Origin of the sequence: Ralstonia sp. PBBBR1 (assembly GCF_002256165.1) — a bacterium.
Lineage (GTDB): Bacteria > Pseudomonadota > Gammaproteobacteria > Burkholderiales > Burkholderiaceae > Ralstonia > Ralstonia thomasii.
The window spans coordinates 1-23,727 of the sequence record NZ_NKIL01000008.1 but is presented as its reverse complement, the minus strand read 5'-3'; the positions used below and the strand labels follow the sequence as shown (position 1 = coordinate 23,727).

Sequence of the window (23,727 nt, the reverse complement as noted above, 5' to 3'; positions counted from 1 at the left end):
CTGGTGGACCTGGGACGTGTACGACGACGACTCAGCAGCCCCAACAGCAGTATTGCCAGCAGAACCCGAGTGCTGATCAGTGTAAGCAGGACAGTGCGAGTGGTGGTGCTGATTGCAGTGCGCCTCCGACGTGCAGTGGTGATGCGATCAGCTGCGCGATTCTCAGTCAGCAGTGGAACACCAGGTGCGATCTGCAGAAGAGTGTGGACCCGTCGATTCAGTTGGGTCAGCAGATTCAGGCGGGTAATGATCCGATGGCGGGTAAGTTGCCGACGCCTGGTGGTGCCGATCAGGTGGATATGAGCTCGAAGTTCGCGAACGTTGATGACATGGGGTTCGTTGCTCAGTGCTTGCCGGATCTGAATATTCCGTTGGCTCTGCCTGGTGGTGCCACCACGCTTCATATCTCGACTTCGCCGCTTTGCGATATCGGCAAGCTGCTCGGCTATCTCAACATGCTTAGCACGTTGATGCTGTGTGTCTATATGCTTAAGGGGAGTTTCTGATGCCTTTTGCTGCTCTGTTGGCTTCGGCCATCGTTGGTTTTCTCGCGCAGGCCTGCGTCTCGCTGGTCGGCCGTGTGTTGGTCGCTCTCGGTATCGGTTTCGTCAGCTACACCGGTCTCTCGGTGATGCTCGACGGGATGAAGGGGCTTTTCCTGCAATACGTTGCCGGTGCCGGAACGTTACCCTGGAACGTGGTGGGCATCCTCGGCGTGCTGAAGGTCGGCACGTCGATGAACATGATCCTCACCACGCTCGCAATTCGCGCGTCGCTCGCTGGTTTGAGCGGCGGCTCGATGCGCAAGATGGTTCAGAAGTGAGGGCGGGGCGATGCTGACGATCATCACTGGCCAGCCGGGTAACGGTAAGAGCCTGTATACCATCGCCTTCGTGGAGGCGAAGCGCCAGGCGGAGAGTCGCCCCGTCTTTTATCACGGCATCCCTGAGCTTTCGCTGCCGTGGTCGCAGCTGGAAGACCCCACGAAGTGGCACGAGTGCCCCGAGAAATCGATCATCGTGATCGATGAGGTGCAGAAGGTCATGCCGCCCCGGCCTTCCAGCTCGAAGCCGCCGCAGCACGTGTCGGAGTTGGAGACGCACCGTCACAAGGGTTTCGATCTGTTCTTCATGACGCAGGACCCGAGCCTGGTCGACAACCATCTGAAGAAACTTGCGGGTGAGCACATTCACCTGGTGCGTCAGTGGGGGCGTCAGAAGGCGGACTTGTATAAGATGCAGAAGGTGCAGGACCCGACGAACGCGAATCTCAAGCGCGCGTTGCATAGCACGTTTCCTTATCCGAAGCGGGTTTTCGAGTGGTATAAGTCCGCCGATGCGCACACGCACAAGAAGTCGATCCCGCGTAAGTATTACCTGCTGTTCGCGTTGCCGGTGATGGTCGTGCTGGCGCTGGTGGTGGGCGGTTACATGCTGTGGAGGGTGTCGCATCCAGCTGGAGCGGCGCCGAAGGTTGCGACCGCTGGTGGTGTGCCTGGTCTTCCGGGGGTGCCTGGTGCGCCAGGTGTGCAGGGCACGCGAGCTGTGCCGGTGACGGCGGCGGAGTACATGGCGAGCTACACGCCGCGCGTCGCTGGCCTGCAGTACACGGCGCCGGCCTATGACGAGCTCACCAAACCGACGCGGGTGCCGGTGCCAGCGGCTTGCGTGCGGATCCGGGGCGAGTGCGAGTGCTGGACACAGCAGGGCACGCGTCTGGAGACCACGGTGCAGATCTGCGACCAGGTGGTGAAGCGTGGTTTCTTCGAAGCGTTCGAGCCAGACGGCCAGAAGCCCAAGGATGTCGAGCGCCCGCAGCTAGCTCCAACTGCGCCGCCACCCCCGCAGGAGGTTCGCGTCGCGCTTGACGTTTCCGGACCGTCAGAACGAGCTGCAGCTGCAGCTAAAAAACGCACGGTGGTGGGGTCGGGCAAGCCGCGCAGGGTGGACGAGCTAGGCGCGTTTGCGGACGGTGACCGAGCGGAGTAGCCCCTGTAGCAGATGGCCGTCGTAGTCGTACACGCGTGCGACGAGCTGGCGGAAGGTGCGGCAGACGAATTGCTTGCCGTCCGGGCGGGTCCAGACGAAGTGCGAGGCGGCGCGGATCAGGCGGCGGATGGGCAGGCGCAGCGTGAGCTGCTCCCAGGGGCGAACCACAGGGGTGCATTGCAGAGTCCGCCGATCAGGGAGAGGGAAAGCTGTTGCATGGTGGTCGCCTTTCAAAGTTACCGGGCCGCTAGATTCGGAGTCCCGGCGTCTGATTCTCTCGGTGAGCTGCCCGGGGCTGCTGTTGTCACCGTTCCGCTGAGTTCTTCGTCCCGCGAACATGAGAGCGGCGGCTCTGTGGGACGTGGAATAAATGGAGGGGACCCGCTGGCGGTTTTTTGCCAGTGGGGAGGCAGCCGTTTATGCCGCGAAAGCCCACAGAGACGACGCTATGTTCGCGAAAGGGACGGAGAACTCGGCGGAACGGTGACAACCCTGGTGAGCGAGCTGGGAGGCCGCGCGCGGCGAGCGCGCTCTAGGGCGAAGCCCTCTAACTGGTCCTTGGACGCGTCAGGCGGGCCGCTGGGCGATTTTTTCGACGGAAGGGATAGTGAGGGTAGTGCGTGAGAGCTGAGCGCGCAGCGGGACGGAGCGGCAGCGAGGGCACGCGGCGCGCGCAGCGCGCCGCTAGACTTGAATTACTAACACTTTAGAACCAACGCAGTAACCGCAAGGCTTTGCGGACGATGGACCAACATTGAAGGGTCCAAAAAAAGAATGCCCCGGCGAGGTCTGCAAACCTCCCGGAGCGTGTGCACAACCGGAAACGTTCAGGCATCGGTCATGCTGAAAACCACAATAGCACAAAGCTATGATGATCGTCAGTTCCATTTGTCCGCAGAACAACTGCGCCAGATGGGCATGTGCGATCCAGAGCATCCCGCCCTCGTCTATCAGCAACGCAAGGCGGAGTTGCTGGAAGCGGCAGGCTTCCGCGAAGAGTCGATCCGTGACGACATCATCGTGCGCGTTCGGCGCTGGCCCGATGGGCAACGCGAGGTGGTTGGCTACCCGGTCCGCTGTCACTACAAAAACCCGTTTGAAGGCAAGTTCGGCATCTCGATTTCGAAGGCTCGCGCCAAGCGTGGTGAGTCAGAGGATCAAGAAAAGTCGATGGCGTCGGCTATGCAGCGGGCACGCCGTAAGGTCCGTGAGTTGGCAAAGACGGCTCGTCTCGATCATCTTTTGACGCTGACGTATCGCGGCCTCATGGCCGACCGTGAGCGTGCTGCAAGGGACTGGAAAGCCTTCGTCCGTCGCGTTCGTAAAGACTCACGCTTGGTGCGCGAGGGCGATGCGTTTCACTTCGTTGCTGTGATCGAACACCACAAGAGTGGAGGCATCCATATACACGTGGGCGTGCGCGGTTGGCGTGATGCCATCGCGCTGCGCGATGCGTGGCATGCAGTGGTCGGCAAGGGCGAAGGCAATGTCGATATCCAAGGTCCGAAGAGCAAAGGCCGTAGGCGCATCGTGGGCGTCCATCGCGTTGCTGCGTACCTGAGCAAGTACATCACGAAAGGAACGCACCACAAGCTAAATGAGCGGCGCTACTGGTCAAGCAAGGGTATCGAGATACCGGAGCGCGAGACGATTGGACAGTTTCGCGCTGACACGGATGATGCATCGTTTCGCGAGGGTATGGATGCAACGATGCGTTACCTCGTGGAGAGCGGTGCCAACTGGCAGGGCATGAGTACCTACGTGTCGCATGGTCGGAAGTGTTTCTGGTTCAGCCTGGCGGAAGATGGCTTCGTGGTTGATGCTGAGCCGGACGGTCTGGATTTGGACGAGATAGAATCTGCCGATCCTATTCGGCGGAGTTCATCGTGAGAGTACTTTTCCTGCTGTTTATTGTGGTGCTTGTAGTTGCGGTGTTGGCTGCAATCGCCAAGAGTAAGCGGGGGATGCTGGCTTCGAAAACTCAGGCTGCGTTGTTGGCATCGAAACCGGCGTTGATGGATAAGTGGGAAGCGGAGTTGTATGAGCGGCTCGTCGTTGCATTGAAGGCGTCGCACGTTTTTCCGCAGGTCGCCATGTCGGCGTTTTTGAGGGAAGCGGAGCGCCGCAATGGTGGTCGGAATGCGTTCGCACAGAAGTACGTCGATTTTCTGGTGTGCGAGCGACGCACCTTTAGACCTCTGTACGTGATCGAGCTTGATGGACGTTCGCACGGGTCCGTCAAAGCGAAGGCGAAGGATGCGGAGCGTGACGCGATGTTGGCGTCTGCGGGGATTCCGGTGAGGCGGTATACGTCATCTAAGATCGATTTCACTGTGATTCTGCGTGACCATATCGAGATTGTTGGTCCCGCGTCGGTTGCGCAGGTAGAGCCTGTTATGCCGCGTCCAGCAAGCTCGGCTGAAGCCGTTCGTGATGGCGTTTAATTGCACGCTTGATGCTGCTGATGTGGGTGCTGTAGCGGCGAGCTAGCGCCGTCTTTGTCCATGCTCCGGTGAACCATAGTCGGAGCATCTCGGCTTCTTCTTCGTCGGTCATGGCCGTGGGTCTGCCGAACTTTACGCCGCGTCGTGCAGCGGCTGCCATCCCTACCCTTGTTCGCTCGCGGATCAATTCCCGCTCAAACTCGGCAAACGCGCCGACCATGTGAAAGAGCATGCGCCCTGCTGGCGTGCTGGTGTCGAGTGACTCGGTGAGCGAGCGGAATTGTGCGCCGGTGGATTCGACGCGCTCGATGATGGTGAGCAGGTCCTTGAGCGAGCGCGCGATGCGGTCGAGCTTGTAGACGACTACGGTGTCGCCCTGCCCTATGGTTTGCAGCAGCGCTTCAAGCTGTGGCCGTTGGGCCATGCTTCCGCCGCTGCGCTTCTCGGAAAAAATAAAACCGACGCCAGCTTTCGCCAATGCGTCGGTTTGTGCGTGAGTCTCTTGTTCTTGCGTTGAGACTCGGGCGTACCCGTACAACATAGACCCCCTGAAACTGTTGTTTCTTGGGATTGTACGATTGCCCTAGCGGTATGGCGGAGAGGGTGGGATTCGAACCCACGGTACCGTCGCCGGTACGCCTGATTTCGAGTCAGGTACATTCGACCACTCTGCCACCTCTCCGGTAACTGGGTCGCTGAATCGCGAAACCGCGACTATAACAGAATTTTTCCGGCCAGATCAAGAGGGCCCCGGCGCCACTCGATCAAACTGCGGGCTTCAGCACTTCCTGGCCACCCAGATACGGGCGCAGTGCCGTCGGCACCGTGACCGAGCCATCGGCGTTCTGGTAGTTCTCCAGCAGGGCCACCAGCGTGCGGCCCACGGCGAGACCCGAGCCGTTGAGCGTGTGCACCAGCTCAGGCTTGCCCTGCGCGTTGCGGAAGCGCGCCTGCATCCGGCGCGCCTGGAAGTCGCCCATGTTGGAGCACGAGCTGATCTCGCGATACGTGTTCTGCGCCGGAATCCACACCTCGATGTCGTACGTCTTGGTGCTGCCGAAACCCATGTCGCCGGTGCACAGCACGACGGTGCGGAACGGCAGTTCCAGCTTGCGCAGGATGTTCTCGGCGCAGTTCGTCATGGCCTCCAGCGCGGCGGCCGAGGCTTCAGGCTGCACGATCTGCACCATCTCGACCTTGTCGAACTGGTGCTGGCGGATCATGCCGCGCGTGTCCTTGCCGTACGAACCGGCTTCGGAACGGAAGCACGGTGAATGGGCCGCGAACATCATCGGCAGCGTATCGGCGGCCACGATCTCGTCGCGCACGAGGTTCGTGAGCGGCACTTCGGCGGTCGGGATCAGGTAGAAGTTCTCGACGCGCTCGCCGTCTCCCTCTTCTGCGCTGTGCCCCATCTTGCGCGGCACGCGGAACAGGTCTTCCTCGAACTTCGGCAACTGGCCCGTGCCACGCATCGAAGCAGCGTTGACGATGTACGGCACGTACGCCTCGGTGTAGCCGTGCTCCAGCGTGTGCGTGTCGAGCATGAACTGCGCGAGTGCGCGATGCAGACGCGCCACCTGCCCTTTCAGGACGGTGAATCGTGCGCCCGACAGTTTGGCGCCCGCGTCAAAATCCAGCCCCAGCGCGGCGCCCAGGTCTACGTGGTCCTTGACCGGGAAGTCGAACGTGCGCGGCGTGCCTTCGCGGCGCACTTCCACGTTCTGCGTCTCGTCGCGGCCGGCCGGCACGCTTTCGTGCGGCAGGTTCGGGATCGACAGCATCAGGTCCTGCACCTTGGCCTGCACCACGTCAAGCTGCGCGGCAGACGCCTTCAGCTCGTCACCGATGCCCGATACCTCGGCCATCACGCCCGATGCGTCCTCGCCCTTGCCCTTGAGCATGCCAATCTGCTTGGACAGGCTGTTGCGGCGGGCCTGCAGCTCTTCGGTGCGGGTCTGGATGGCCTTGCGTTCCGCTTCGAGCGCGGCAAAGCCGGCCACGTCGAGCACGTAGCCGCGATCTTTGAGGCGCGCGGCGACGGCGTCGATGTCTTTGCGCAGCAGTTGGATATCAAGCATGGTGGAGAAAAAGGAAAGCGAAGATTGCGAGCGATCTGAATGACCGAAGAGGCCGATTTTATCGTACCGGCCCGTAGGGATTATTTGTTGCAGGAGGATTTGTCCTGCTCGGCATGCCACTGCGCATCCAGCTCGCGCAGGTGCCGCAGCTTCTCGCCAATCTTGCCTTCCAGGCCGCGCGGCGTCGGCACGTACCAGTTCTGCGCGGGCAGATCGTCGGGAAAGTAGGTTTCGCCAGCGGCGTAGGCCTCGGGCTCGTCATGCGCGTAACGGTAGGCATGGCCGTAGCCGAGTTCTTTCATCAGCTTGGTCGGCGCATTACGCAGGTGCACGGGCACGTTGCGCGACTTGTCCTGGCTGACGAAGGCCCGCGCCGCGTTGTAGGCGTTGTAGCCGGCGTTCGACTTGGGCGCGATGGCCAGGTAGATCACCGCCTGGGCCAGCGCCAGCTCCCCTTCCGGCGAGCCCAGGCGTTCGTACGTTTCCGCGGCGTCGAGCGTGATGCGCCCGGCGCGCGGGTCCGCCAGGCCGATGTCTTCCCACGCCATGCGTACGATGCGGCGCGCAAGATAGCGCGGGTCCGCGCCGCCATCGAGCATGCGGCAGAACCAGTACAGCGCGCCGTCCGGGTCGGAGCCGCGTACGGACTTGTGCAGCGCGCTGATCTGGTCGTAGAAGGCGTCGCCGCCCTTGTCGAAGCGGCGCAGATTTTCTGACAGCGCAGAGGCCAGCAGCGCCTCGTCAACGGCGGGCACCGCATCGCCATCCGCTTGCGCGCGCGCGGCGCGGGCCACAATTTCAATGTTGTTGAGCAGCTTGCGGCCATCGCCGTCGGCCGACGCGACGATGGCGTCGAGTGCGGCGGGCGTCCACTCCAGCCCGCCCAGCTCCTGACGTGCACGTTCGGCAAGCTGCTTCAGCTCGTCGTCCGACAGGCTCTTGAGCACGTACACCGCAGCACGCGAGAGCAATGCGCCGTTCACCTCGAACGAGGGATTTTCCGTCGTCGCGCCGATGAAGGTGAACAGCCCGCTTTCCACGTGCGGCAGGAAGGCATCCTGCTGGCTTTTGTTGAAGCGATGGACCTCGTCGACGAACACAAGGGTGCGGCGGCCGTGGGCACGAAACTGCTCCGCACGCTCCACGGCCTCGCGGATGTCCTTGACGCCAGACAGCACGGCGGACAGCGCGATGAATTCCGCGTCAAACGCGTTGGCCATCAGCCGCGCCAGCGTGGTCTTGCCCACCCCGGGCGGGCCCCAGAGGATCATCGAATGCGGCTCGCCGGAGGCGAAGGCCACACGCAGCGGCTTGCCCGGCCCCAGCAGATGCTGCTGGCCGATCACATCGTCGGCGGAATGGGGGCGGAGGCGCTCGGCCAGCGGCATGTGGGCGGGCGCGTCCGGGAAGAGAGATGCGGAAGCGTTCATGCGGGGATTGTCGCAGAATCCGCCCGCCGGCCGGTTCCCACGGCAACGTCAGGCAGCGCGTGCGTCCAACGCCGGCTCCTCTGCGACCGGGCTGCTCCGGCCAATCCACCATCAGCACGCAGCTGTCCACGCTCGAAACCCGCCTGGGCTACCGCCTATGCGAACGCGGCCGCAGCGGCTTCCGGCTCACCGCGCGCGGCGAACGCTTCGTCGATTCCGCACGCAAGCTGCTGGGCGCGCTCGATGTCGTCAGCGCAGAGGCCCGCAAGGTGGGGCGTACTCTGGTCGGCACGTTGAATCTCGGATTGATCGGTCATGCGCCCATCAACGCGAATGCGCGCATCAGTCAGGCCATCGAGCGCTTTCGGGAGCGCGATGAATCCATGCATTTCATGGTCTCGGTGCGCCCGCCCGGGGAGCTGGAAGGACTGCTGCTCGACAACAAGATCCACATGGCGATCGGCTACTTCTGGCACCGTGTGCCGGCGCTGGACTACACGACGATCTTCCACGAGACGCAGCTTGCGTATGCGGGACGCGGCCATCCGCTGTTCCGCAAGGCTGGGGACGTGACGCCCGCGCAGGCACTGGCGCACGCGTGGGCGTGGCGCAGCTATCCGCTGCCCGAAGCGGCGGGGTCGCCGGCCGAGCGGCCGGTGACTGCGGTGGCAGACAACATGGAAGCGGTGGCAATGCTGGTGCTGTCCGGCCGGCACCTGGGTTACCTGCCGGAGCACTTTGCGGCGCCCTATGTGGCCCAGGGCCTGTTGACGCCGTTGGCACCCGCTGCCATGCGCTACGAGGTGCCGTTCGACATGGCGGTGCGCCGCGACGCCCGGCGCAATGATCTGCTGGCCGCCTTCATCGCTGACATGAAAGCGGCCCACGCCTGAAAAGGCGGGGCAATCCGTCAGTTCGATGCCCGCTGTACCAGCCCCATGAACGCCTTGGCGGGCAGCGGCCCGTGACACGATTGCGCGCCGTTGGACGCACGCAGCAGCAGCCACACGTTCTCGCTGGCCGGCGGCTGAATCACGAACGGCTGACGCGCCGAAGCCTCGGGCAGGCGCGGATCGGCCGGCGCCTGGATCGGCACGACCTGCCCGGCGTGGCCCTTCACCAATGCGCTGCACTCGGCGCTGGGCAGCTCGGTCGCGTGCAGAAAATCCTTGTTGACCAAGGCCTCGGCCAGCACCGTGTCTGGCGCGGTGAGGAAGGAATCGACGTCAAAACGGGACGCACCGGTGGAGGCACATCCCGCAAAGACGGCCGCCGCTGACGCAGCGACGGCAACAGCGGCTGCTCGGTGCAGCGACGTGGTGAACGGCAAAGGCATGGTCGGTCTCCTGGTCGAAAACCGGCCTGCACGCGTCATTGCTTGATGACGTCGGCCCCTTTGGGCGGCGTAAAGCGGAACACGTTGGCCGGCAGTTGCGGATTCTTCTGGATGTTCGAGAACGTCAGCAAGGTGGTGTTCCCGAAGGCGTCGCGCAGCTCCATCCCCTGCAGCTCGCCGCTGCGAAAACCGATGGCGATGCGCTGGAACTGGGTGTCCTTTGCCTTGGGGGTGAGTTCGACCCAGTCGATGCCGTCCTTGGTGCCGCCTTCCTTAAGCGTGAAGTTTTTGGCCAGATCATTGCTGCCAAACAGGATGGCAGCGGGGCTGGAGCCCAGCGACGCATCAAGCTTGCGCTCCGTGATCTGGTTCAGGTCCTTGTCGAAGATGTACAGCATCTGGCCGTCGGCCGAGAGCTGCTGTTCGTACGGCTTCACATAGCGCCAGACGAAGCGGCCCGGGCGCGAGAAGACAAAATCGCCGTTGGACGTCCCGGCCACGCGCAGCGGGCTGCCGTTGGTGCCGCCCTTCACCTGCCGTTGCACGAACTCGCCGCGCGCAGTGCTGACGTTGCTCACAAAGGCGTTGAGCTGTTCGACCGCACCTGCATAGGCGCCGGCAGACCATGCCGCCAGAGAGACCAGCCCGGCGGCCATCAGGTGACGCGCGTTCAACACAAACATAGGAATCCCGGTTTCAGTTGATCTTGTTGTTAGTGGCCGGCAGCGACGGAACATTCCGCCCGTGCGGTAACGCGATGTAACGGCAAATGCGCGCAGCGCGCGGGCAGCGTCATTCCTCTTCGACGACGTTGCCGTTGCGGTTGGGCGCCAGGATTTCACGGTTGCCGTTGCCCGACATGGCGGACACGAGCCCCGCCTTTTCCATGTCTTCGAGCAGGCGTGCGGCGCGGTTGTAGCCGATGCGCAGGTGACGCTGCACCAGCGAGATCGACGCGCGGCGATTCTTGAGCACCACATCGACAGCCTGGTCGTACAGTGGATCGGCCTCGCCGCCGCCCGCACCCACAAGGCCAGCACCGCCACCCAAGCCATCGCCGCCGCCCTCGCCATCGGCCACACCGCCTTCGAGAATGCCTTCGATGTAGTTCGGCTCGCCTTGCGCCTTGAGGTTGTCGACGATGCGGTGGACTTCCTCGTCCGACACGAACGCGCCGTGCACACGCACCGGCAACCCGGTACCGGGCGCGAGGTACAGCATGTCGCCCATGCCCAGCAGCGCTTCGGCGCCCTGCTGGTCAAGGATGGTGCGCGAGTCGATCTTGCTGCTGACCTGGAACGCGATCCGCGTCGGCACGTTGGCCTTGATCAGGCCCGTAATCACGTCCACCGACGGACGCTGCGTTGCCAGCACGAGGTGGATACCGGCGGCACGCGCCTTCTGCGCAATCCGCGCGATCAGCTCTTCGACCTTCTTGCCGACCACCATCATCAGGTCGGCCAGCTCGTCGATCACGATGACAATCATCGGCAGCTTGTCGAGCGGCTCCGGCGCATCTGGCGTCAGGCTGAACGGGTTGGGAATCTTTTCTTCGCGCGCGGCGGCTTCTTCGATCTTCTTGTTGAAGCCGGCCAGGTTTCGCACGCCCATCTTGCTCATGAGCTTGTAGCGGCGCTCCATCTCGCCCACAGCCCAGTTGAGCGCGTGGCCGGCTTGGCGCATGTCCGTCACGACTGGGCACAGCAGATGGGGAATGCCTTCGTAGATGCTCAGTTCCAGCATCTTCGGGTCGATCAGAATCAGGCGCACCGCGTCGGCCTTCGCCTTGTACAGCAGCGACAGGATCATCGCGTTGATCCCGACCGACTTACCTGAGCCCGTGGTACCAGCCACCATGCAGTGCGGCATCTTGGCGAGGTCGGCCACGACCGGCTTGCCGGCAATATCCTTGCCCAGCGCCAGCGTGAGCTGCGATGCGCTCTCGTTGTAGACCTGCGAGCCGAGAATCTCCGACAGGCGCACCGCTTGGCGCTTCGGGTTCGGCAGCTCCAGGCCCATGCAGTTCTTGCCTGGAATTGTCTCCACCACGCGGATCGACACCAACGACAGCGAACGCGCCAGGTCCTTCGCCAGGTTGACGATCTGGCTGCCCTTGACGCCCGTGGCGGGCTCGATTTCGTAGCGCGTGATGACCGGGCCCGGATAGGCCGCCACCACCTGCACTTCCACGCCGAAATCCTTGAGCTTCTTCTCGATCAGGCGCGAGGTGAATTCCAGCGTCTCGGCGCTCACGGTTTCCACAACCGGCGGAATCGGATCGAGCAGCGCGAGCGGGGGCAGGTCGGAATCGTGAATGTCGACAAACAGCGGCTGCTGCTTCTCGCGCTCCACGCGCTCGCTCTTGACCACGGCGGTCGGGCGCACGATCTGCACCGGCGGCGATTCTTCAATGCGCACTCGGCGGGTTTCGACCACTTCCTCGCGCTCGACCTTGGCCGCCTCGCCGATGGCGCGGTCCTGTTTGCTCTCGCGGCGCGTCTTGAAGCCGACGAACAGCATCTCGACGCCGGCGCCGATCTGCTCGGCCAGGTTCAGCCACGAGAAATGGAAGAACAGCGACAGCCCGACCAGGAACGTGAACAGCAGCGCAAGCGTGCCGCCGGTAAAGCCCAGCGAGTGCTGCATCGCCCCGCCGATCACATCGCCCAGCACGCCTCCTGGCGCACGCGGCAGCTTCATGTGCAACGAGTACATGCGAATGGCTTCCAAACCCATGCTGGAAGCCAGGATGAGCGCAAAGCCGATCCACGTGACACTGGCATCAACGCGCGGCATGGAGGCGCGCGGCAGGCGTTCGTCCGACATCAGCTCGCGCCAGCCGCGCCACACCTTGCGCACAAGCAGCACCGCCCACCAGTAGGCGGACGCGCCAAAGACAAACAGCAGCAGATCGGCCAGCCACGCGCCCACGCGGCCGCCCAGGTTGCGGATTTCGTCGACCTGGCTGGCGTGGGTGAAACCGGGGTCGGCCCGGTTGTATGACAGAAGAATGATCAGGAAGGCGATGGTCACCGCCAGCAACAGGAACCAGCGGACCTCCCCCAGCAGCCGCCCAATGCGGGACGGCAGTGCGGACGGATCGGTGCGGGTTGTCGGAGTGGTGGAAGCTCGAGCCATGCGGGAGACGGGTGCGCCGCTTGGACGAGGCCGCGCGGCTTGGGACAGCACAAATACGATGCCAACGATTGTAACGCGGCCCTATCACCGCCATTGGAATTTACAACCGGGCGGACGAGGGGGTGCCACTTTATAATGGCGCCCATCACCCTTACCTAGCCTGCACGGCGGCGCTCCACCCCTCGTGCCGCGCACACTCAGAACGCATCATGGCAAAACACGCAAAAGTGCTGATCCTTGGCTCCGGCCCCGCCGGCTACACGGCCGCGATTTACGCTGCCCGGGCCAACCTGAACCCGGTGCTGGTCACCGGCCTGGCGCAGGGCGGCCAGCTCATGACCACCACCGACGTGGAAAACTGGCCCGCTGACAAGGAACACCTGCAGGGCCCCGAGTTGATGCAGCGCTTCCTGGAGCACGCTGAGCGTTTCAAGACCGAAGTGCTGTTCGACCACATCCACACCGCGCATCTGAAGGAAAAGCCGATCCGCCTAGTGGGCGATTCTGGCGAATACACCTGCGACGCGCTGATCGTCTCCACCGGCGCTTCGGCCCAATACCTGGGCCTGCCGTCGGAAGAAGCCTTTGCGGGCCGCGGCGTGTCTGCATGCGCCACGTGCGACGGCTTCTTCTACAAGGGCCAGGAAGTGGCCGTGGTGGGCGGCGGCAACACCGCCGTGGAAGAAGCGCTTTACCTGGCCAACATCGCCAGCAAGGTCACGCTCATCCACCGCCGCGACAAGTTCCGCGCCGAACCGATCCTGATCGACCGACTGCATGAGCAGGAGAAGAAAGGCAAGATCGAGATCAAGACCAACATGGTGCTCGATGAAATCCTGGGCGATGAATCCGGCGTGACGGGCGCCCGCCTGAAAGGCACGCACGAGAACGAAGGCAAGACCGAAGAGATCAAGCTGGCGGGCGTGTTCATCGCCATCGGCCACAAGCCGAACACCGACATCTTCCGCGGCCAGCTCGACATGAACGACACGGGCTATATCCGCACGAAGAGCGGCCTGGACGGCATGGCCACGGCCACCAACATCCCGGGCGTTTTCGCCGCCGGCGACGTGCAGGACCACATCTACCGCCAGGCCATCACCAGCGCCGGCACGGGATGCATGGCAGCACTGGACGCCCAGCGCTACCTGGAAAGCCTGGAATAAGCTGCACCGCCCCAGGTTTCCCGGGCGCAAACAACGCGGCCGATGGGTGACCATCGGCCGCGTTGCCATGTGCGGCACCTTCGTATAATCGACACACGCCCCACCCCGGTGTGCTCGCCTGCCTTCACCATGAAACGCGCCCCTTCCCCCGCCAACAAGCTCAGCCTGACCGATCTGGCCGGCCTGCGTGACCAGCTCAAGCATGAGACGCAAGCACGCGAAGCCGAACGCCAGCGCGCCGAAGCCGCCGCACGCAAGGCGGCCGAAGAAGCCAACGTGTTCCGTGCCAGCATCGGCGAGGTCAGCGCGCTGCGCCAGAACAAGCGCGTCGAACATCCGCGCAATCCGCCCGCGCCCGAACCCGTGCACTCGCGCGCCGAAGAGCAGACCGTGCTGCGCGATTCCCTGTCGGATGAATTCGACGTGGACAACTTACTCGAGACCGACGACACGCTGTCCTACCGGCGCCCCGGCATTGGCGACGACGTGCTCAAAAAGCTGCGCCGCGGCGAGTGGGCCACGCAAGACCAGATCGACCTGCACGGCATGCGCCGCGAAGAAGCCCGCGAGGCGCTGGCCGCCTTCCTGCGCCGTGCCGTGCAGCGTGGCATCCGGTGTGTGCGCGTGATCCACGGCAAGGGACTCGGCTCGCCCGACAAAACGCCGGTGCTCAAGGGCAAGGTACGCTCGTGGCTGGTGCAGAAGGAAGAGGTGATCGCCTTCGTCGAGCCGCGCAACACGGCGGGCGGCGCGGGCGCGGTGCTGGTGCTGCTGCGCCAGCCGTACGGCTCCTGACGCGCAGCCCTCCTTACACCTGCTCACAACAAGAACAACACGCACATGCACGTGACCCGCCTGCAGTTGGTGATGCACTGGGTGGAGATCCTCGCGGTCTTCTCGTTTGCCATCTCGGGACTGGCCGAGGCCAAACGGCGCCGGCTCGATGCCGTGGGCGCGTTCATCGTCGCGTTCCTGACCGCGTTTGGCGGCGGCACGCTGCGCGATCTACTGCTGGATCGGCGGCCCTTCTACTGGATCGAGCACGAGCAATACCTGCTCGCGCTGTTCGTGATGAGCCTGTTCGCCAACTGGGTGATCCGGCTGGTGAGCCAGCTGGTGTCCGATCGCGTGCTGATCGTGGCCGACGCCATCGGCATGGGGCTCTTTGGTGTGCTCGGCACGCAACTGGCGCTTGATGCGGGCGTGCCGATCTTTGTGTCGGTGATGATGGGCGTGATCACGGCGGCCTTTGGCGGCCTGCTGCGCGATGTGGTCTGCAATGAAGTCCCCATGCTGCTGCGGGACAATCACCCGTACGCAACGTGCGCGTTTCTCGGGTGCTTCCTCTACGTCGGGCTGACGCAGACGGACCTGCTGCCAAGCGTGTCCGTGGTGATCGCCACGCTGGCGATCGTGATCGGCCGGCTGGTGACGCTGCGCTGGAACATCACCCTGCCGCGTTGATCAGGCGCTGACCGGCGCGAGCGCGCCGGCCACGGGCAGCGGCTTCAGACCGCTGCTTCGTCCTTCTCACCGGTGCGGATGCGGATCACCTGCTCCACCGGCATCACGAAGATCTTGCCGTCGCCGATCTTGCCGGTCTTGGCGGCCTTGACGATGGTGTCGATCACGTTTTCGACCTGGCTTTCGGCCACCACCACCTCGATCTTGATCTTCGGCAGGAAGTCGACCACATATTCCGCACCGCGATACAGCTCGGTGTGGCCCTTCTGGCGGCCAAAACCCTTGACCTCGGTGACGGTCAGACCGGTCACCCCCACGTCGGCGAGCGACTCGCGCACTTCGTCCAGTTTGAAGGGCTTGATGATGGCGGTGATCTGTTTCATGGGTGTCTCGCTCACTAGTTGGTGAAGTATTCAAGCGTCCAATAATACTGGAGCCGGTTAATGCGCACATCCTGGGCGATGCCGGCCACCGTTTGCAGCAGCGTCGGATCGTCGGGAAAGTTCTTCAGCACATCATGTTCGCTGCCATCGCGCAAGGGGCGGCGCTGCCACGTGTTGCCATGTTGGTCGCTGTAGGCAATGGGCGTGCTGGAGCCAAACACATACAGGTTGTCGAACCACAGCACACGCACGCCGGGCCCCAGCGCGCGATGCAGCCGTTCGACGTGCTGGCGCAAATGCTGCAGCGGCACATGCGACCACCAGCAGCCCGCCGTCATCACGTCAAACGTGCCGGGCGCGAACGGCAGCGCATCGTTGTCCGCGCGCACAAACGACGCCCCGGCGATGCCTTTGCCACGCGCAACGCGCAGCACGGTGTCGTTGTAATCCGCGCAGACGATGCTGCGCGCATCGGTCATCGGCTCGGCCCAGAAACCGGTGCCGCACGCGAGATCCAGCACCCGCGCGCCGCGCGTCAGATCATGCACGCGCGCCTTCAACCGCGCCAAATCGCCCTGCCGCTCGGGCTTCGTATAGATGCGCTCATATTCAGGGGCGCGCTTGGCGTAGTAATCGAGCATGCCGGGGGCTTACTCTTTGAAGCGCGACGTAATCGGATACCGCCAGTCGCGCCCGAACGCCCGCGGCGTCACGCGGATGCCCACCGGCGCCTGACGCCGCTTGTATTCGTTGATCTTGATGAGGCGCACGATCTTCTGTACGTCGGCCTCGGCAAACCCATCCGCGATGATGTCGGCCACCGGCTGGTTCTGCTCCATGTAGCGCTGCACGATGGCGTCGAGCGCATCGTATTCGGGCAGGCTGTCCTGGTCGGTCTGGTTCTCGCGCAGCTCGGCCGATGGTGCGCGGGTCAGGATGCGCTCCGGAATCACCTCCGACAACGAATTGCGGTAGCGGCACAGCCGGTAGACCAGCGTCTTGAAGATGTCCTTGATGACGGCAAAACCGCCGGCCATGTCGCCGTACAGCGTGCAGTAGCCGACCGCTATTTCACTCTTGTTGCCGGTCGTCAGCACGATCCGGCCGCTCTTGTTGGACAGTGCCATCAGCAGCGTGCCGCGAATGCGCGCCTGGATGTTCTCTTCCGTCGCATCTTCGGGCAGCCCGCGGAACTCCTCCGCCAAGGCACCCTTGAATGCGTCGAACATCGGGCTGATGGCGATTTCGTCGTACTGCACGCCCAGCCGGGCCGCCATGTCGCGCGCATCCACCCACGAGATATCTGCCGTGTAACGCGAGGGCATCATGACCGCGCGCACGCGATCCGCGCCCAGCGCGTCGACGGCAATCGCCAGCACCAACGCTGAATCGACGCCACCCGACAAGCCGATGATTGCGCCCGGGAAGCCATTCTTGCCGAGGTAGTCGCGCACGCCCAGCTTGAGCGCTTCGTATACCTGGGCTTCCAGCGGAGGCTCCGGGACGATCGTGCCCGGCAGGGCGCGTCCGCCATCGAACTGAACGTAGCCGACGCCCTCCACAAACTGCCCCATCCGCACGACGACGTTGCCTTCGGCATCAAGCACGAACGAGCCCCCGTCGAACACGAGTTCATCCTGCCCGCCGACGAGGTTTGCATACACATGCGGCAAGCCCGATTCCTTCACACGGGCACCGATGATCCGCTCGCGCAGGTCTTCCTTGTCGAGGTGGTACGGCGAGGCGTTGGGGATCAACACAACCTGCGCGCCGGCGGCCTTGGCATAGGCCGTGGCCGTGGCGTACCAGGCGTCTTCGCAGATGATGACGCCGAAGCGCGTGCCGTCCACTTCAAACACAAAGGGCTCGGTGCCGGGCTGAAAGTAGCGCTTCTCGTCAAAGACCTCGTTGTTGGGCAGTTCAAGCTTGTCGTACCGGCCGACCACACGGCCGTCAAGGGCCACTGTGGCGCTATTGGTGGGCTTGGGCAGCACGCCGGGCGCTGGGGCTTCCAGCGAGAGTTGCGGGTGCCCGATCAGCACGTGCAAGCCCGGGAATGCCGCCAGCTCGGCGATGAGCGCATCGAGCGCGCGTGCGCTGGCGTCGATGAACGCCGGGCGCAGCAGCAGGTCTTCGGGCGGATAGCCCGTGAGCGACAGTTCCGGTGTGAGCAGGATGCGCGCACCAGCCTGGTGCGCTTCGCGCGCGGCGGCGACAATGCGGGCAGCATTGCCGGCGAAATCGCCGACGGTGCAGTTGATCTGGGCGAGAGCGACAGAGACGGTCATGGGGGCAATGTGGATTGCAAGCGCGGCATCCGAAGCTCGAATTAGAATCGGCGGCATGACCTCTCGCCCCCTTGCTCCCGAGCCTCAAGCGCGCGCTGGTTCGCGACACGAATTGACCGATTATCGCACGCGACTTGTGACCGATCTGCGTGACATCGGCCGCGATGCCTGGGATGCCCTGCTCGCCCTGCAGCCCGAGGCAACGCCTTTTCTGCGCTTCGATTTCCTGCACGCCCTGCATGCGAGCGGCAGCGCGTCGCCCGACACCGGCTGGTCGCCGCAATACCTGACACTATGGCAAGACGGCCCCGACGGTGAAGTGCTCGCCGCCGCTGTGCCGCTGTATGTGAAAGGTCACTCCTATGGCGAGTACGGTGACCTATGTACTATAACTAGACGTGACCAACTGACCGGGTAGCCGTCAAGCCGCTGCCGAAGGAGCGGTGAGCCATGGCTAGTGTACAAAGGCACACTTGGGCACAAACAGTTGTCTCTCTTGCCACTAGGCAACGCCACTATGGCGTCCTCAAAGAACGCAAAAAGACACTAGACTTTGCCGCGCTGCAAATTGCGCGCGGGGGATTCTTCGAAGAAGCCATCAATGATGCGGATGCGCCTCTCCTTGTCGACTACGTCAATCCGCTGTGCTCTGCGTTACCACAGCTCTGCAAGTCTCCCTATATCCGCGAAATCCTGGGCACGCCAACGAGCAAGCTCACTGTCCGCGATATCCACTCCCTATTTTCCGCCTGCGAAGACTTCGTAGCCAACGCAAAAGTTGCCGATAAAGCACAACATTCCTTGCACGTTCGACGTATCTTTCTGTACTGCCGTACCCGCCTCTCCTCAGGCGAGACAGTAGAGAGGTGCGGCTTTACATCCAGATTTCGTTGGGTCCCTGTGCGCGGGAGCGTAAATCTCCTGAGTGAGACATACGACGACTTCTTCGACGACGAATTCCTCCGGCAGCCCTTAACTGCCGTACCGCAAACCGACCAAGCTACGACCGACGCACTCGCGAATCACCATCTGGTCTCTCGACTGCAGCGTGTCATGGACAGCTGCGCGCACATAATGAATGACTACGACAATTACATTGAACTAGTCAGAGAAATCAGAAAATCAGACCCTTTATCAGGTCTGCCACCTCGAATAGCAAAAGAGTTGAAGGCGCAGGGCCATAATGATGCCACCTTCTTTTTGGAAGGCGCCTCACCCGAAACTCGTCTTAAAGCAACGCTCTATCTCTCTAAAAAGCACCAGTATCACAAGATTGTCCCTCGACGACGTCTATTTCTCTATGACATACCCGCCCTCGTGACGATTAGTGGCGAAAATACTGCCCGATACCTTCTGGGGGCTTTGTTATCCGAGTTTTACCTGCCTCGTCTCGCACTTACTGCATGTTTCATTATTTTGCTAGCCGAAACGGGATGGAATCCGGATACACTTTTATCATTAAAATCTGAAAATATAAAATTTCACAACGGAAACTACACCATAGTCGGCCTAAAATCAAAATCCGACCAACTTGAGGAAGCAACAATTTCACCAGTTCCAGACGAATCAAGTGGAACCGAAATCGGCCAAGCAATTGAGAGCCCCATTGCAATCCGCGCCATAGGCCTCTTGCTGACCCATCGTAAAAACATCGACAAATATGCCCACTCTACATCAAAGTCAGTTTTTGTAACGCTAAATCTTAAATACTCTCGTGGAACCCAGCAGGTCTTTATTCTTGGCCAATGGGCTCACAACATCGATTTATTTTGTTCGCACACTGGCATTCCAAGATTCAACTACACGGATATTCGTGACCAGGCAGCGCATATAAAATTCCTATCACTACGCCGCGACATTTACTCAGTCCAGGCATTCTTGAACCATTCCTCAGCAGAGACAACAACGCACTACCTTAACTCCACAATTATTCGTTGTCTGGGTGAGGCAAATATACTTCATTTTGTCCGACTCCTTGCAGCCTCGGCCATATTTGCTTGCAAAAGAACCAACATGCTCTTGGCGCACGAGGTAGAGTTAGTCAAAAAAAATAACCTCCTACTCTTTCCCGTAAGCACCTTGGAAGACACGGACACCGAGTGCATTGCCGACTCATGGTTTTCAGCAATGGGATATTTTAAGTTCACCATAACCGAATCAGAAATCGAACACACAGCTATTCAATATTTATTCTACAAAGAATCAATACGGATACTCATTGAAGAGAATCATTTGAGATTCATCCACATCCATCTCCCAAGAATATTGTTCTGCGTTTCGCTACATCGCCTGATATCACAGAGCCCATTCAAACGACTACTAGTTGCGGCTATGAAAAAATTTGAGAAGGCGATTTAATAATTCCGAGAATCCTGGAGAACCACCATGCCAGTCCGGAAGCAGAAACTCGATGTGCCAATCGACGACCAACACCCTCGCTTCCGCTCCGAGTGGAACGACAACCGTGTTGTCATCGACGTTTCGCACCATCAGGCTTGCGACGAATGCTTGGCCATATATGATTTTAATAACTATACGCTTGCAATAGGCGAGTCGAATAGTCTTTATTCCGGAATATTACCGCTGACCAAGTTCCCAAATATCATCACCGCCCTCAAGTTCGCAGTAAACAAGACCCTGCACGGAGCTGACAAAGGAGATGTGGCCGCTTCCATCTCCCTCACCATTAATCACGGGGTAAGGATATTCGTCTGGCTTTTACGGAATGGGCATTATTCACTTAGAACCGTCACGAGAGAGGACATTACCCAGCTAGCAAATGACCTGTCCAACCAGGGATGGTGGAATCTTCTTCGGTATGACGAATCGTTCCATAATCTTATGGAAGCGATTCGCCGCGACGATACAATCGCACGCAACCTCGTGGGATGCTCAAATACCAATAGTCTGACTTTACGTCCGTCTGAAATTAGCAAACTAATCGGTCTTCCAGTCTCAGGCAACGCAGTACCACGCTATTTTCGTTCGTTTATTACACAGATTTTATCAATCGCATCCACAATCGACTCTGCAAATGAATCCAAATCAGGAACCCATGGCAGAAACTATTCTGAATTCAGAAGTACGCTTCGCGTATTAAATCGTCTTGCCCTGCACCCGGACGAGAATGACTGCATTTCATTCCTCCCATTCCCAATCGTCGAAGCAGCGTGCAAAGAGAAATTTGGCTCTTTCGATGGCCGGACAGTTAATCTATCCGTGGATTCGGCAGTCGCAATTTTTAAAGAGTCCTTGCGTTGGCTATACGATTTTCACGACGCAGTATTAGAAATATTAGATACCGCGAGACTTACCCTGGACGAGCACAAGAAAAAAGATAGACCGAATGATACGGGCCTTGCAGCAACGATTCACCGTCGTATTGCAGAAATCGTTTTCCGTCGAAAACTCCCCCACCAGTTATTGAATCAGGATGGTCGCGGATACACATCCGCAAACGTAATCAATACGGTCTTCAGTGCACTGGCAGCACTTATTACGATAAACCAAGGTAGACGAGCCAATGAGGTTATAGGCCATCATCGGCCCTATGGACTATATTTTGGCTGCACAACAAGAGTCTCCGACACCCTCGCCGAAAGGCGACTTGACATTTATTGCGAAAAATCACCACAAGATTGGGGCGTCCAATGGTGCAATAGACTTGTTGTAGACGCCATTGATTTTTTGGAAGAGATTGCGCAACGGTACAGGCCCTTTCAGACACCACCACTGGAAAGAAAATCTGACACCGCTGAGGCGCGCCTCCAGAAGTTATTTGAATGGCGTCCATTTACCACAATCGGATTTTCCAATCCACCAATACCCTTCCATTGGCGTAGTCATTCAAGTCTGTTTTTTGAACTGGCGGGCGTAGACACCGCGATGTTTCACAAGAGTCCATACCCGTTTAGGCGCACATTTATCACACTTCATATTTATCGCTATGACCACCCAGATTTGCTTGCTTTAGAGAATCACGTAGGTCACCTCACCGAATCTGCTACCGAAACATATTTTCGCGACCCGAATAAGCGTGAACCATCGCAGCGCATTGGGCGTCTATATAGGAAAATTGAGGAAGGCAATAATTCGATTCGAGCGATGCTAACTCAAGAGCGCAAAGCGTATTTGGCCGAAAAGGTTCTTGACCTTTTTTCAGGCAGACCGCTTGGCGGAGCTTTCCCTCGTTTAATTTTGGCTCTTACGAAGCGCTTGAACAGCTCACTCGATTTCCGCACCTCCACAGTCGGCGAGAAAGCCAGCAAGGTCACCGCGATACTCCTTGGACGTGGCTACCTTCCAAGCGAAAAGCCCAACGGGCCGTGTATGGCGGGTACTGCGAGGCATACTAAGCGCCATGCAAATTGCTTCGAATCAGGAGCTTTGCGGACGGAATTAGCCTCTCCTAGCAAGTGCCAAGGCTGTGTACATCTCATGACTACCCAAAATACCCTCATAAAATTCGAGAAAGACCGTGACTATGCGGTAAAAAAGTCCTCCGATTTTTCGCTACCCAAACCGGTTCGGCGAGAATTTGCGAAACATGCCGAAGTCATGAGTGCAATTATGGAGCGCGAGGAGAGCATGGCAGAATCTAACAGAATTCTTTTCGAGAGACTTATTGCCACATGGGAACTTGCCGTCAAGGAGGCTCAAAATGTCCAAAGAAGTAGAAAAGGGACCACTTCGAAAGCGAGTTGAATCACTAATTGATGCCAAGCTTCTTATTCTTGACGAATGGGCTCGGACAAACATCCCGTGGAAGCTGGACCAAGCTGGTGACTTTGTCCGCGACCGCGATGGGGAACGGACTATAGATTACTATCCGGACGACGTAAGAGCCTTCAGCGAATGGGATATTACAAAAAACTGCGAGCATACTGCACAACGTGTCAAAGCCTTTTGCAGTCAGAAATCCATTCCCTTACCCCAGCGCTTTAGCCGCGACACTTTGGGGAAGTCATATCATTCCACCCTCTTACTTCGTACCCAATCGCTTCTGAAGGTGCTCGCTGCAAAGGCTGCATCACAAATCCATGACACCAATAAAACGAATCTTATCAAGTCTCTAACGAAAGACCGTGATTATTGGAAAAGTCTAGCCTTGCACCAAGAGCAAGTCGACATCGTGATTCAACGCCGCCGAGCAGCTAGTGCAGAAAGGGAATTGGCTAAGATGACCCGACAACTGGAGCGCAACAAAAGTGAAGCTCGACGAGAAATAACGTCTCTCGAAGCGAGGGTTGCTGAACTTACAGCAAGTCTGGCGAAAGTGAAGCCCTTGAGGGAGGAGAAATAATGGCTAATAGTAAGGTGAAATCGGCCAAAACCATAGGAGAGGAGAACTCCGAGCGACTGCGCACTTGGATTTCTGAAACCGCGCTTGATTCGATACCTATAAACCAGTTCGGATATGCGTCGCGGCAGCGAATCTGTGCCCTCCTAGGCATTACTAGGTCGACAGTCGACAGCAACTCAACCATTAGCGCACTCTTTCATCAACTCGACGCCAGTGTCCTCGCTCACTACTCCGATACTGGAAGAGTGCCGGCGACCACCAGACCTGCAACTGCCGCTGGGGACTATGCCGACCTTGAGGCTAGATACATTGCCCTGAAGAAGCAAACTGCCGAGGTGGAGGCAAAGCTACAGCGCCTTCGTTATCTCGAAGACACTGGCATGCTTTTAGGTGATTGACGAATCCATGGCAACCGTCGAGCTTCGCGGAACCATCGAGCGAGTCCTGTCTATCGGCCAGGCTGGCGGAACCATCTTCGCCCTCAAGCTTGCCGGACGGGGCCGTTCAGCTAGGGTAGTCGCAGATTTCGATGTTGCCCTCACAATCCCGTTCTTAGGTGAGACGTGGGAAATCGAAGGGGTGTAATGACCCAGTGAAACCTGCACAGGTTAGGCGGCTAAAGCGAATGCCTCAGCCGGGGTCTTCATCTTCAGCGCTTGGTGGGGCCGTCGGTGGTTGTAGAACTGAATCCAGTCGGCGATCGCACG

22 protein-coding genes, 1 tRNA gene and 2 pseudogenes are annotated in these 23,727 nt (G+C 60.1%); 13 read left to right on the top strand and 12 right to left on the bottom strand.

Annotated elements, in window-relative coordinates; all coding sequences use genetic code 11:
* Positions 1-203: 203 nt before the first annotated feature.
* From CFE42_RS15720 to CFE42_RS15710, 3 genes are read left to right on the top strand one after another with little or no spacing between them, the layout of a single operon-like run.
* A complete protein-coding gene (locus CFE42_RS15720) occupies positions 204-506 on the top strand; it encodes a virulence factor TspB C-terminal domain-related protein (protein ID WP_238563800.1) in 303 nt (100 codons plus the stop codon).
* Positions 506-823, top strand: coding sequence for a DUF2523 domain-containing protein (locus CFE42_RS15715; RefSeq protein WP_004631278.1), 318 nt, complete (start codon positions 506-508; stop codon positions 821-823). Before CFE42_RS15720 ends, CFE42_RS15715 begins: the two co-directional genes overlap by 1 nt.
* A gap of 10 nt (positions 824-833) precedes the next feature.
* Positions 834-1,988, top strand: a complete 1,155-nt coding sequence (locus CFE42_RS15710; protein WP_004631279.1) for a zonular occludens toxin domain-containing protein — start codon at positions 834-836, stop codon at positions 1,986-1,988.
* Here the strand turns inward: CFE42_RS15710 and CFE42_RS15705 are convergent.
* Positions 1,953-2,156, bottom strand: coding sequence for a hypothetical protein (locus CFE42_RS15705; RefSeq protein ID WP_238563801.1), 204 nt, complete (start codon positions 2,154-2,156; stop codon positions 1,953-1,955). The genes CFE42_RS15710 and CFE42_RS15705 overlap by 36 nt on opposite strands.
* Positions 2,157-2,828: 672 nt before the next feature.
* Between CFE42_RS15705 and CFE42_RS15700 the strand changes: the two genes are divergently transcribed.
* Together CFE42_RS15700 and CFE42_RS15695 are read left to right on the top strand one after the other, a co-directional pair.
* Positions 2,829-3,878, top strand: coding sequence for a hypothetical protein (locus CFE42_RS15700; RefSeq protein WP_004631281.1), 1,050 nt, complete (start codon positions 2,829-2,831; stop codon positions 3,876-3,878).
* Positions 3,875-4,432, top strand: a complete 558-nt coding sequence (locus tag CFE42_RS15695) for a DUF2726 domain-containing protein (RefSeq protein WP_004631282.1) — start codon at positions 3,875-3,877, stop codon at positions 4,430-4,432. The genes CFE42_RS15700 and CFE42_RS15695 overlap by 4 nt, the downstream gene beginning before the upstream one ends.
* Here the strand turns inward: CFE42_RS15695 and CFE42_RS15690 are convergent.
* The 4 genes from CFE42_RS15690 to CFE42_RS15675 form a co-directional block, all read right to left on the bottom strand.
* Entirely contained in the window at positions 4,383-4,973 is a 591-nt protein-coding gene (locus tag CFE42_RS15690) for a recombinase family protein (protein ID WP_004631283.1), read from the bottom strand. The two genes, CFE42_RS15695 and CFE42_RS15690, sit on opposite strands and share 50 nt — an antisense overlap.
* 51 nt (positions 4,974-5,024) lie before the next feature.
* Positions 5,025-5,114 (bottom strand) — tRNA-Ser (locus CFE42_RS15685).
* Positions 5,115-5,196: 82 nt separating this feature from the next.
* Entirely contained in the window at positions 5,197-6,513 is a 1,317-nt protein-coding gene (gene serS / locus CFE42_RS15680; protein ID WP_004631284.1) for a serine--tRNA ligase, read from the bottom strand.
* A gap of 80 nt (positions 6,514-6,593) precedes the next feature.
* Positions 6,594-7,901 carry a replication-associated recombination protein A gene (locus CFE42_RS15675; RefSeq protein WP_004631285.1) on the bottom strand — a complete coding sequence of 436 codons (1,308 nt, stop codon included), beginning with the start codon at positions 7,899-7,901 and terminating at the stop codon, positions 6,594-6,596.
* Positions 7,902-7,927: 26 nt separating this feature from the next.
* On the opposite strand from CFE42_RS15675, the gene CFE42_RS15670 reads away from it, so the two are divergent.
* Positions 7,928-8,836 (top strand): LysR family transcriptional regulator, encoded by a 909-nt coding sequence (locus CFE42_RS15670; RefSeq protein ID WP_004631286.1) that lies wholly within the window; start codon positions 7,928-7,930, stop codon positions 8,834-8,836.
* Between the two features lie 17 nt (positions 8,837-8,853).
* Here CFE42_RS15670 and CFE42_RS15665 read toward each other — a convergent pair whose 3' ends face one another.
* The 3 genes from CFE42_RS15665 to CFE42_RS15655 all read right to left on the bottom strand — a co-directional run bounded on the left by CFE42_RS15665 (position 8,854) and on the right by CFE42_RS15655 (position 12,417).
* Positions 8,854-9,279, bottom strand: a complete 426-nt coding sequence (locus CFE42_RS15665; RefSeq protein WP_004631287.1) for a hypothetical protein — start codon at positions 9,277-9,279, stop codon at positions 8,854-8,856.
* Between the two features lie 35 nt (positions 9,280-9,314).
* Positions 9,315-9,962: an outer membrane lipoprotein chaperone LolA gene (gene lolA / locus CFE42_RS15660; protein WP_004631288.1), complete on the bottom strand. Its 648-nt coding sequence runs from the start codon at positions 9,960-9,962 to the stop codon at positions 9,315-9,317.
* Between the two features lie 109 nt (positions 9,963-10,071).
* Complete coding sequence (locus CFE42_RS15655; RefSeq protein ID WP_004631289.1) at positions 10,072-12,417, bottom strand: DNA translocase FtsK; 2,346 nt, start codon at positions 12,415-12,417, stop codon at positions 10,072-10,074.
* Between the two features lie 209 nt (positions 12,418-12,626).
* Between CFE42_RS15655 and trxB the strand changes: the two genes are divergently transcribed.
* The 3 genes from trxB (at position 12,627) to CFE42_RS15640 (ending at position 15,047) form a co-directional block, all read left to right on the top strand.
* Positions 12,627-13,583 (top strand): thioredoxin-disulfide reductase, encoded by a 957-nt coding sequence (trxB, locus tag CFE42_RS15650; RefSeq protein ID WP_004631290.1) that lies wholly within the window; start codon positions 12,627-12,629, stop codon positions 13,581-13,583.
* A 129-nt stretch (positions 13,584-13,712) separates the two neighbouring features.
* Positions 13,713-14,378 carry a Smr/MutS family protein gene (locus tag CFE42_RS15645; protein ID WP_004631291.1) on the top strand — a complete coding sequence of 222 codons (666 nt, stop codon included), beginning with the start codon at positions 13,713-13,715 and terminating at the stop codon, positions 14,376-14,378.
* 45 nt (positions 14,379-14,423) lie between these two features.
* Positions 14,424-15,047, top strand: coding sequence for a trimeric intracellular cation channel family protein (locus tag CFE42_RS15640; protein ID WP_004631292.1), 624 nt, complete (start codon positions 14,424-14,426; stop codon positions 15,045-15,047).
* A gap of 44 nt (positions 15,048-15,091) precedes the next feature.
* Here CFE42_RS15640 and CFE42_RS15635 read toward each other — a convergent pair whose 3' ends face one another.
* The 3 genes from CFE42_RS15635 to CFE42_RS15625 are packed head-to-tail and all read right to left on the bottom strand — an operon-like array spanning position 15,092 to position 17,718.
* The gene (locus CFE42_RS15635) at positions 15,092-15,430 is read right to left on the bottom strand and encodes a P-II family nitrogen regulator (protein ID WP_004631293.1); all 339 of its coding nucleotides are present in this window, start codon (positions 15,428-15,430) and stop codon (positions 15,092-15,094) included.
* Between the two features lie 14 nt (positions 15,431-15,444).
* The gene (locus CFE42_RS15630) at positions 15,445-16,071 is read right to left on the bottom strand and encodes a class I SAM-dependent methyltransferase (RefSeq protein WP_004631294.1); all 627 of its coding nucleotides are present in this window, start codon (positions 16,069-16,071) and stop codon (positions 15,445-15,447) included.
* A gap of 9 nt (positions 16,072-16,080) precedes the next feature.
* Entirely contained in the window at positions 16,081-17,718 is a 1,638-nt protein-coding gene (locus CFE42_RS15625) for an NAD+ synthase (protein WP_004631295.1), read from the bottom strand.
* Between the two features lie 55 nt (positions 17,719-17,773).
* Between CFE42_RS15625 and CFE42_RS15620 the strand changes: the two are divergent.
* From CFE42_RS15620 to CFE42_RS15605, 4 genes and pseudogenes are all read left to right on the top strand, one after another.
* Positions 17,774-18,091 (top strand): annotated as a pseudogene (locus CFE42_RS15620) (peptidogalycan biosysnthesis protein); the annotation flags it as partial.
* A 77-nt stretch (positions 18,092-18,168) separates the two neighbouring features.
* Positions 18,169-20,076 (top strand): hypothetical protein, encoded by a 1,908-nt coding sequence (locus CFE42_RS15615; RefSeq protein ID WP_004631297.1) that lies wholly within the window; start codon positions 18,169-18,171, stop codon positions 20,074-20,076.
* Between the two features lie 27 nt (positions 20,077-20,103).
* Complete coding sequence (locus tag CFE42_RS15610) at positions 20,104-22,422, top strand: hypothetical protein (protein WP_004631298.1); 2,319 nt, start codon at positions 20,104-20,106, stop codon at positions 22,420-22,422.
* Positions 22,379-23,020, top strand: a complete 642-nt coding sequence (locus tag CFE42_RS15605) for a hypothetical protein (RefSeq protein WP_004631299.1) — start codon at positions 22,379-22,381, stop codon at positions 23,018-23,020. Before CFE42_RS15610 ends, CFE42_RS15605 begins: the two co-directional genes overlap by 44 nt.
* A gap of 611 nt (positions 23,021-23,631) precedes the next feature.
* Here the strand turns inward: CFE42_RS15605 and CFE42_RS15600 are convergent.
* A pseudogene (locus CFE42_RS15600) lies at positions 23,632-23,727 on the bottom strand (integrase core domain-containing protein); the annotation flags it as partial.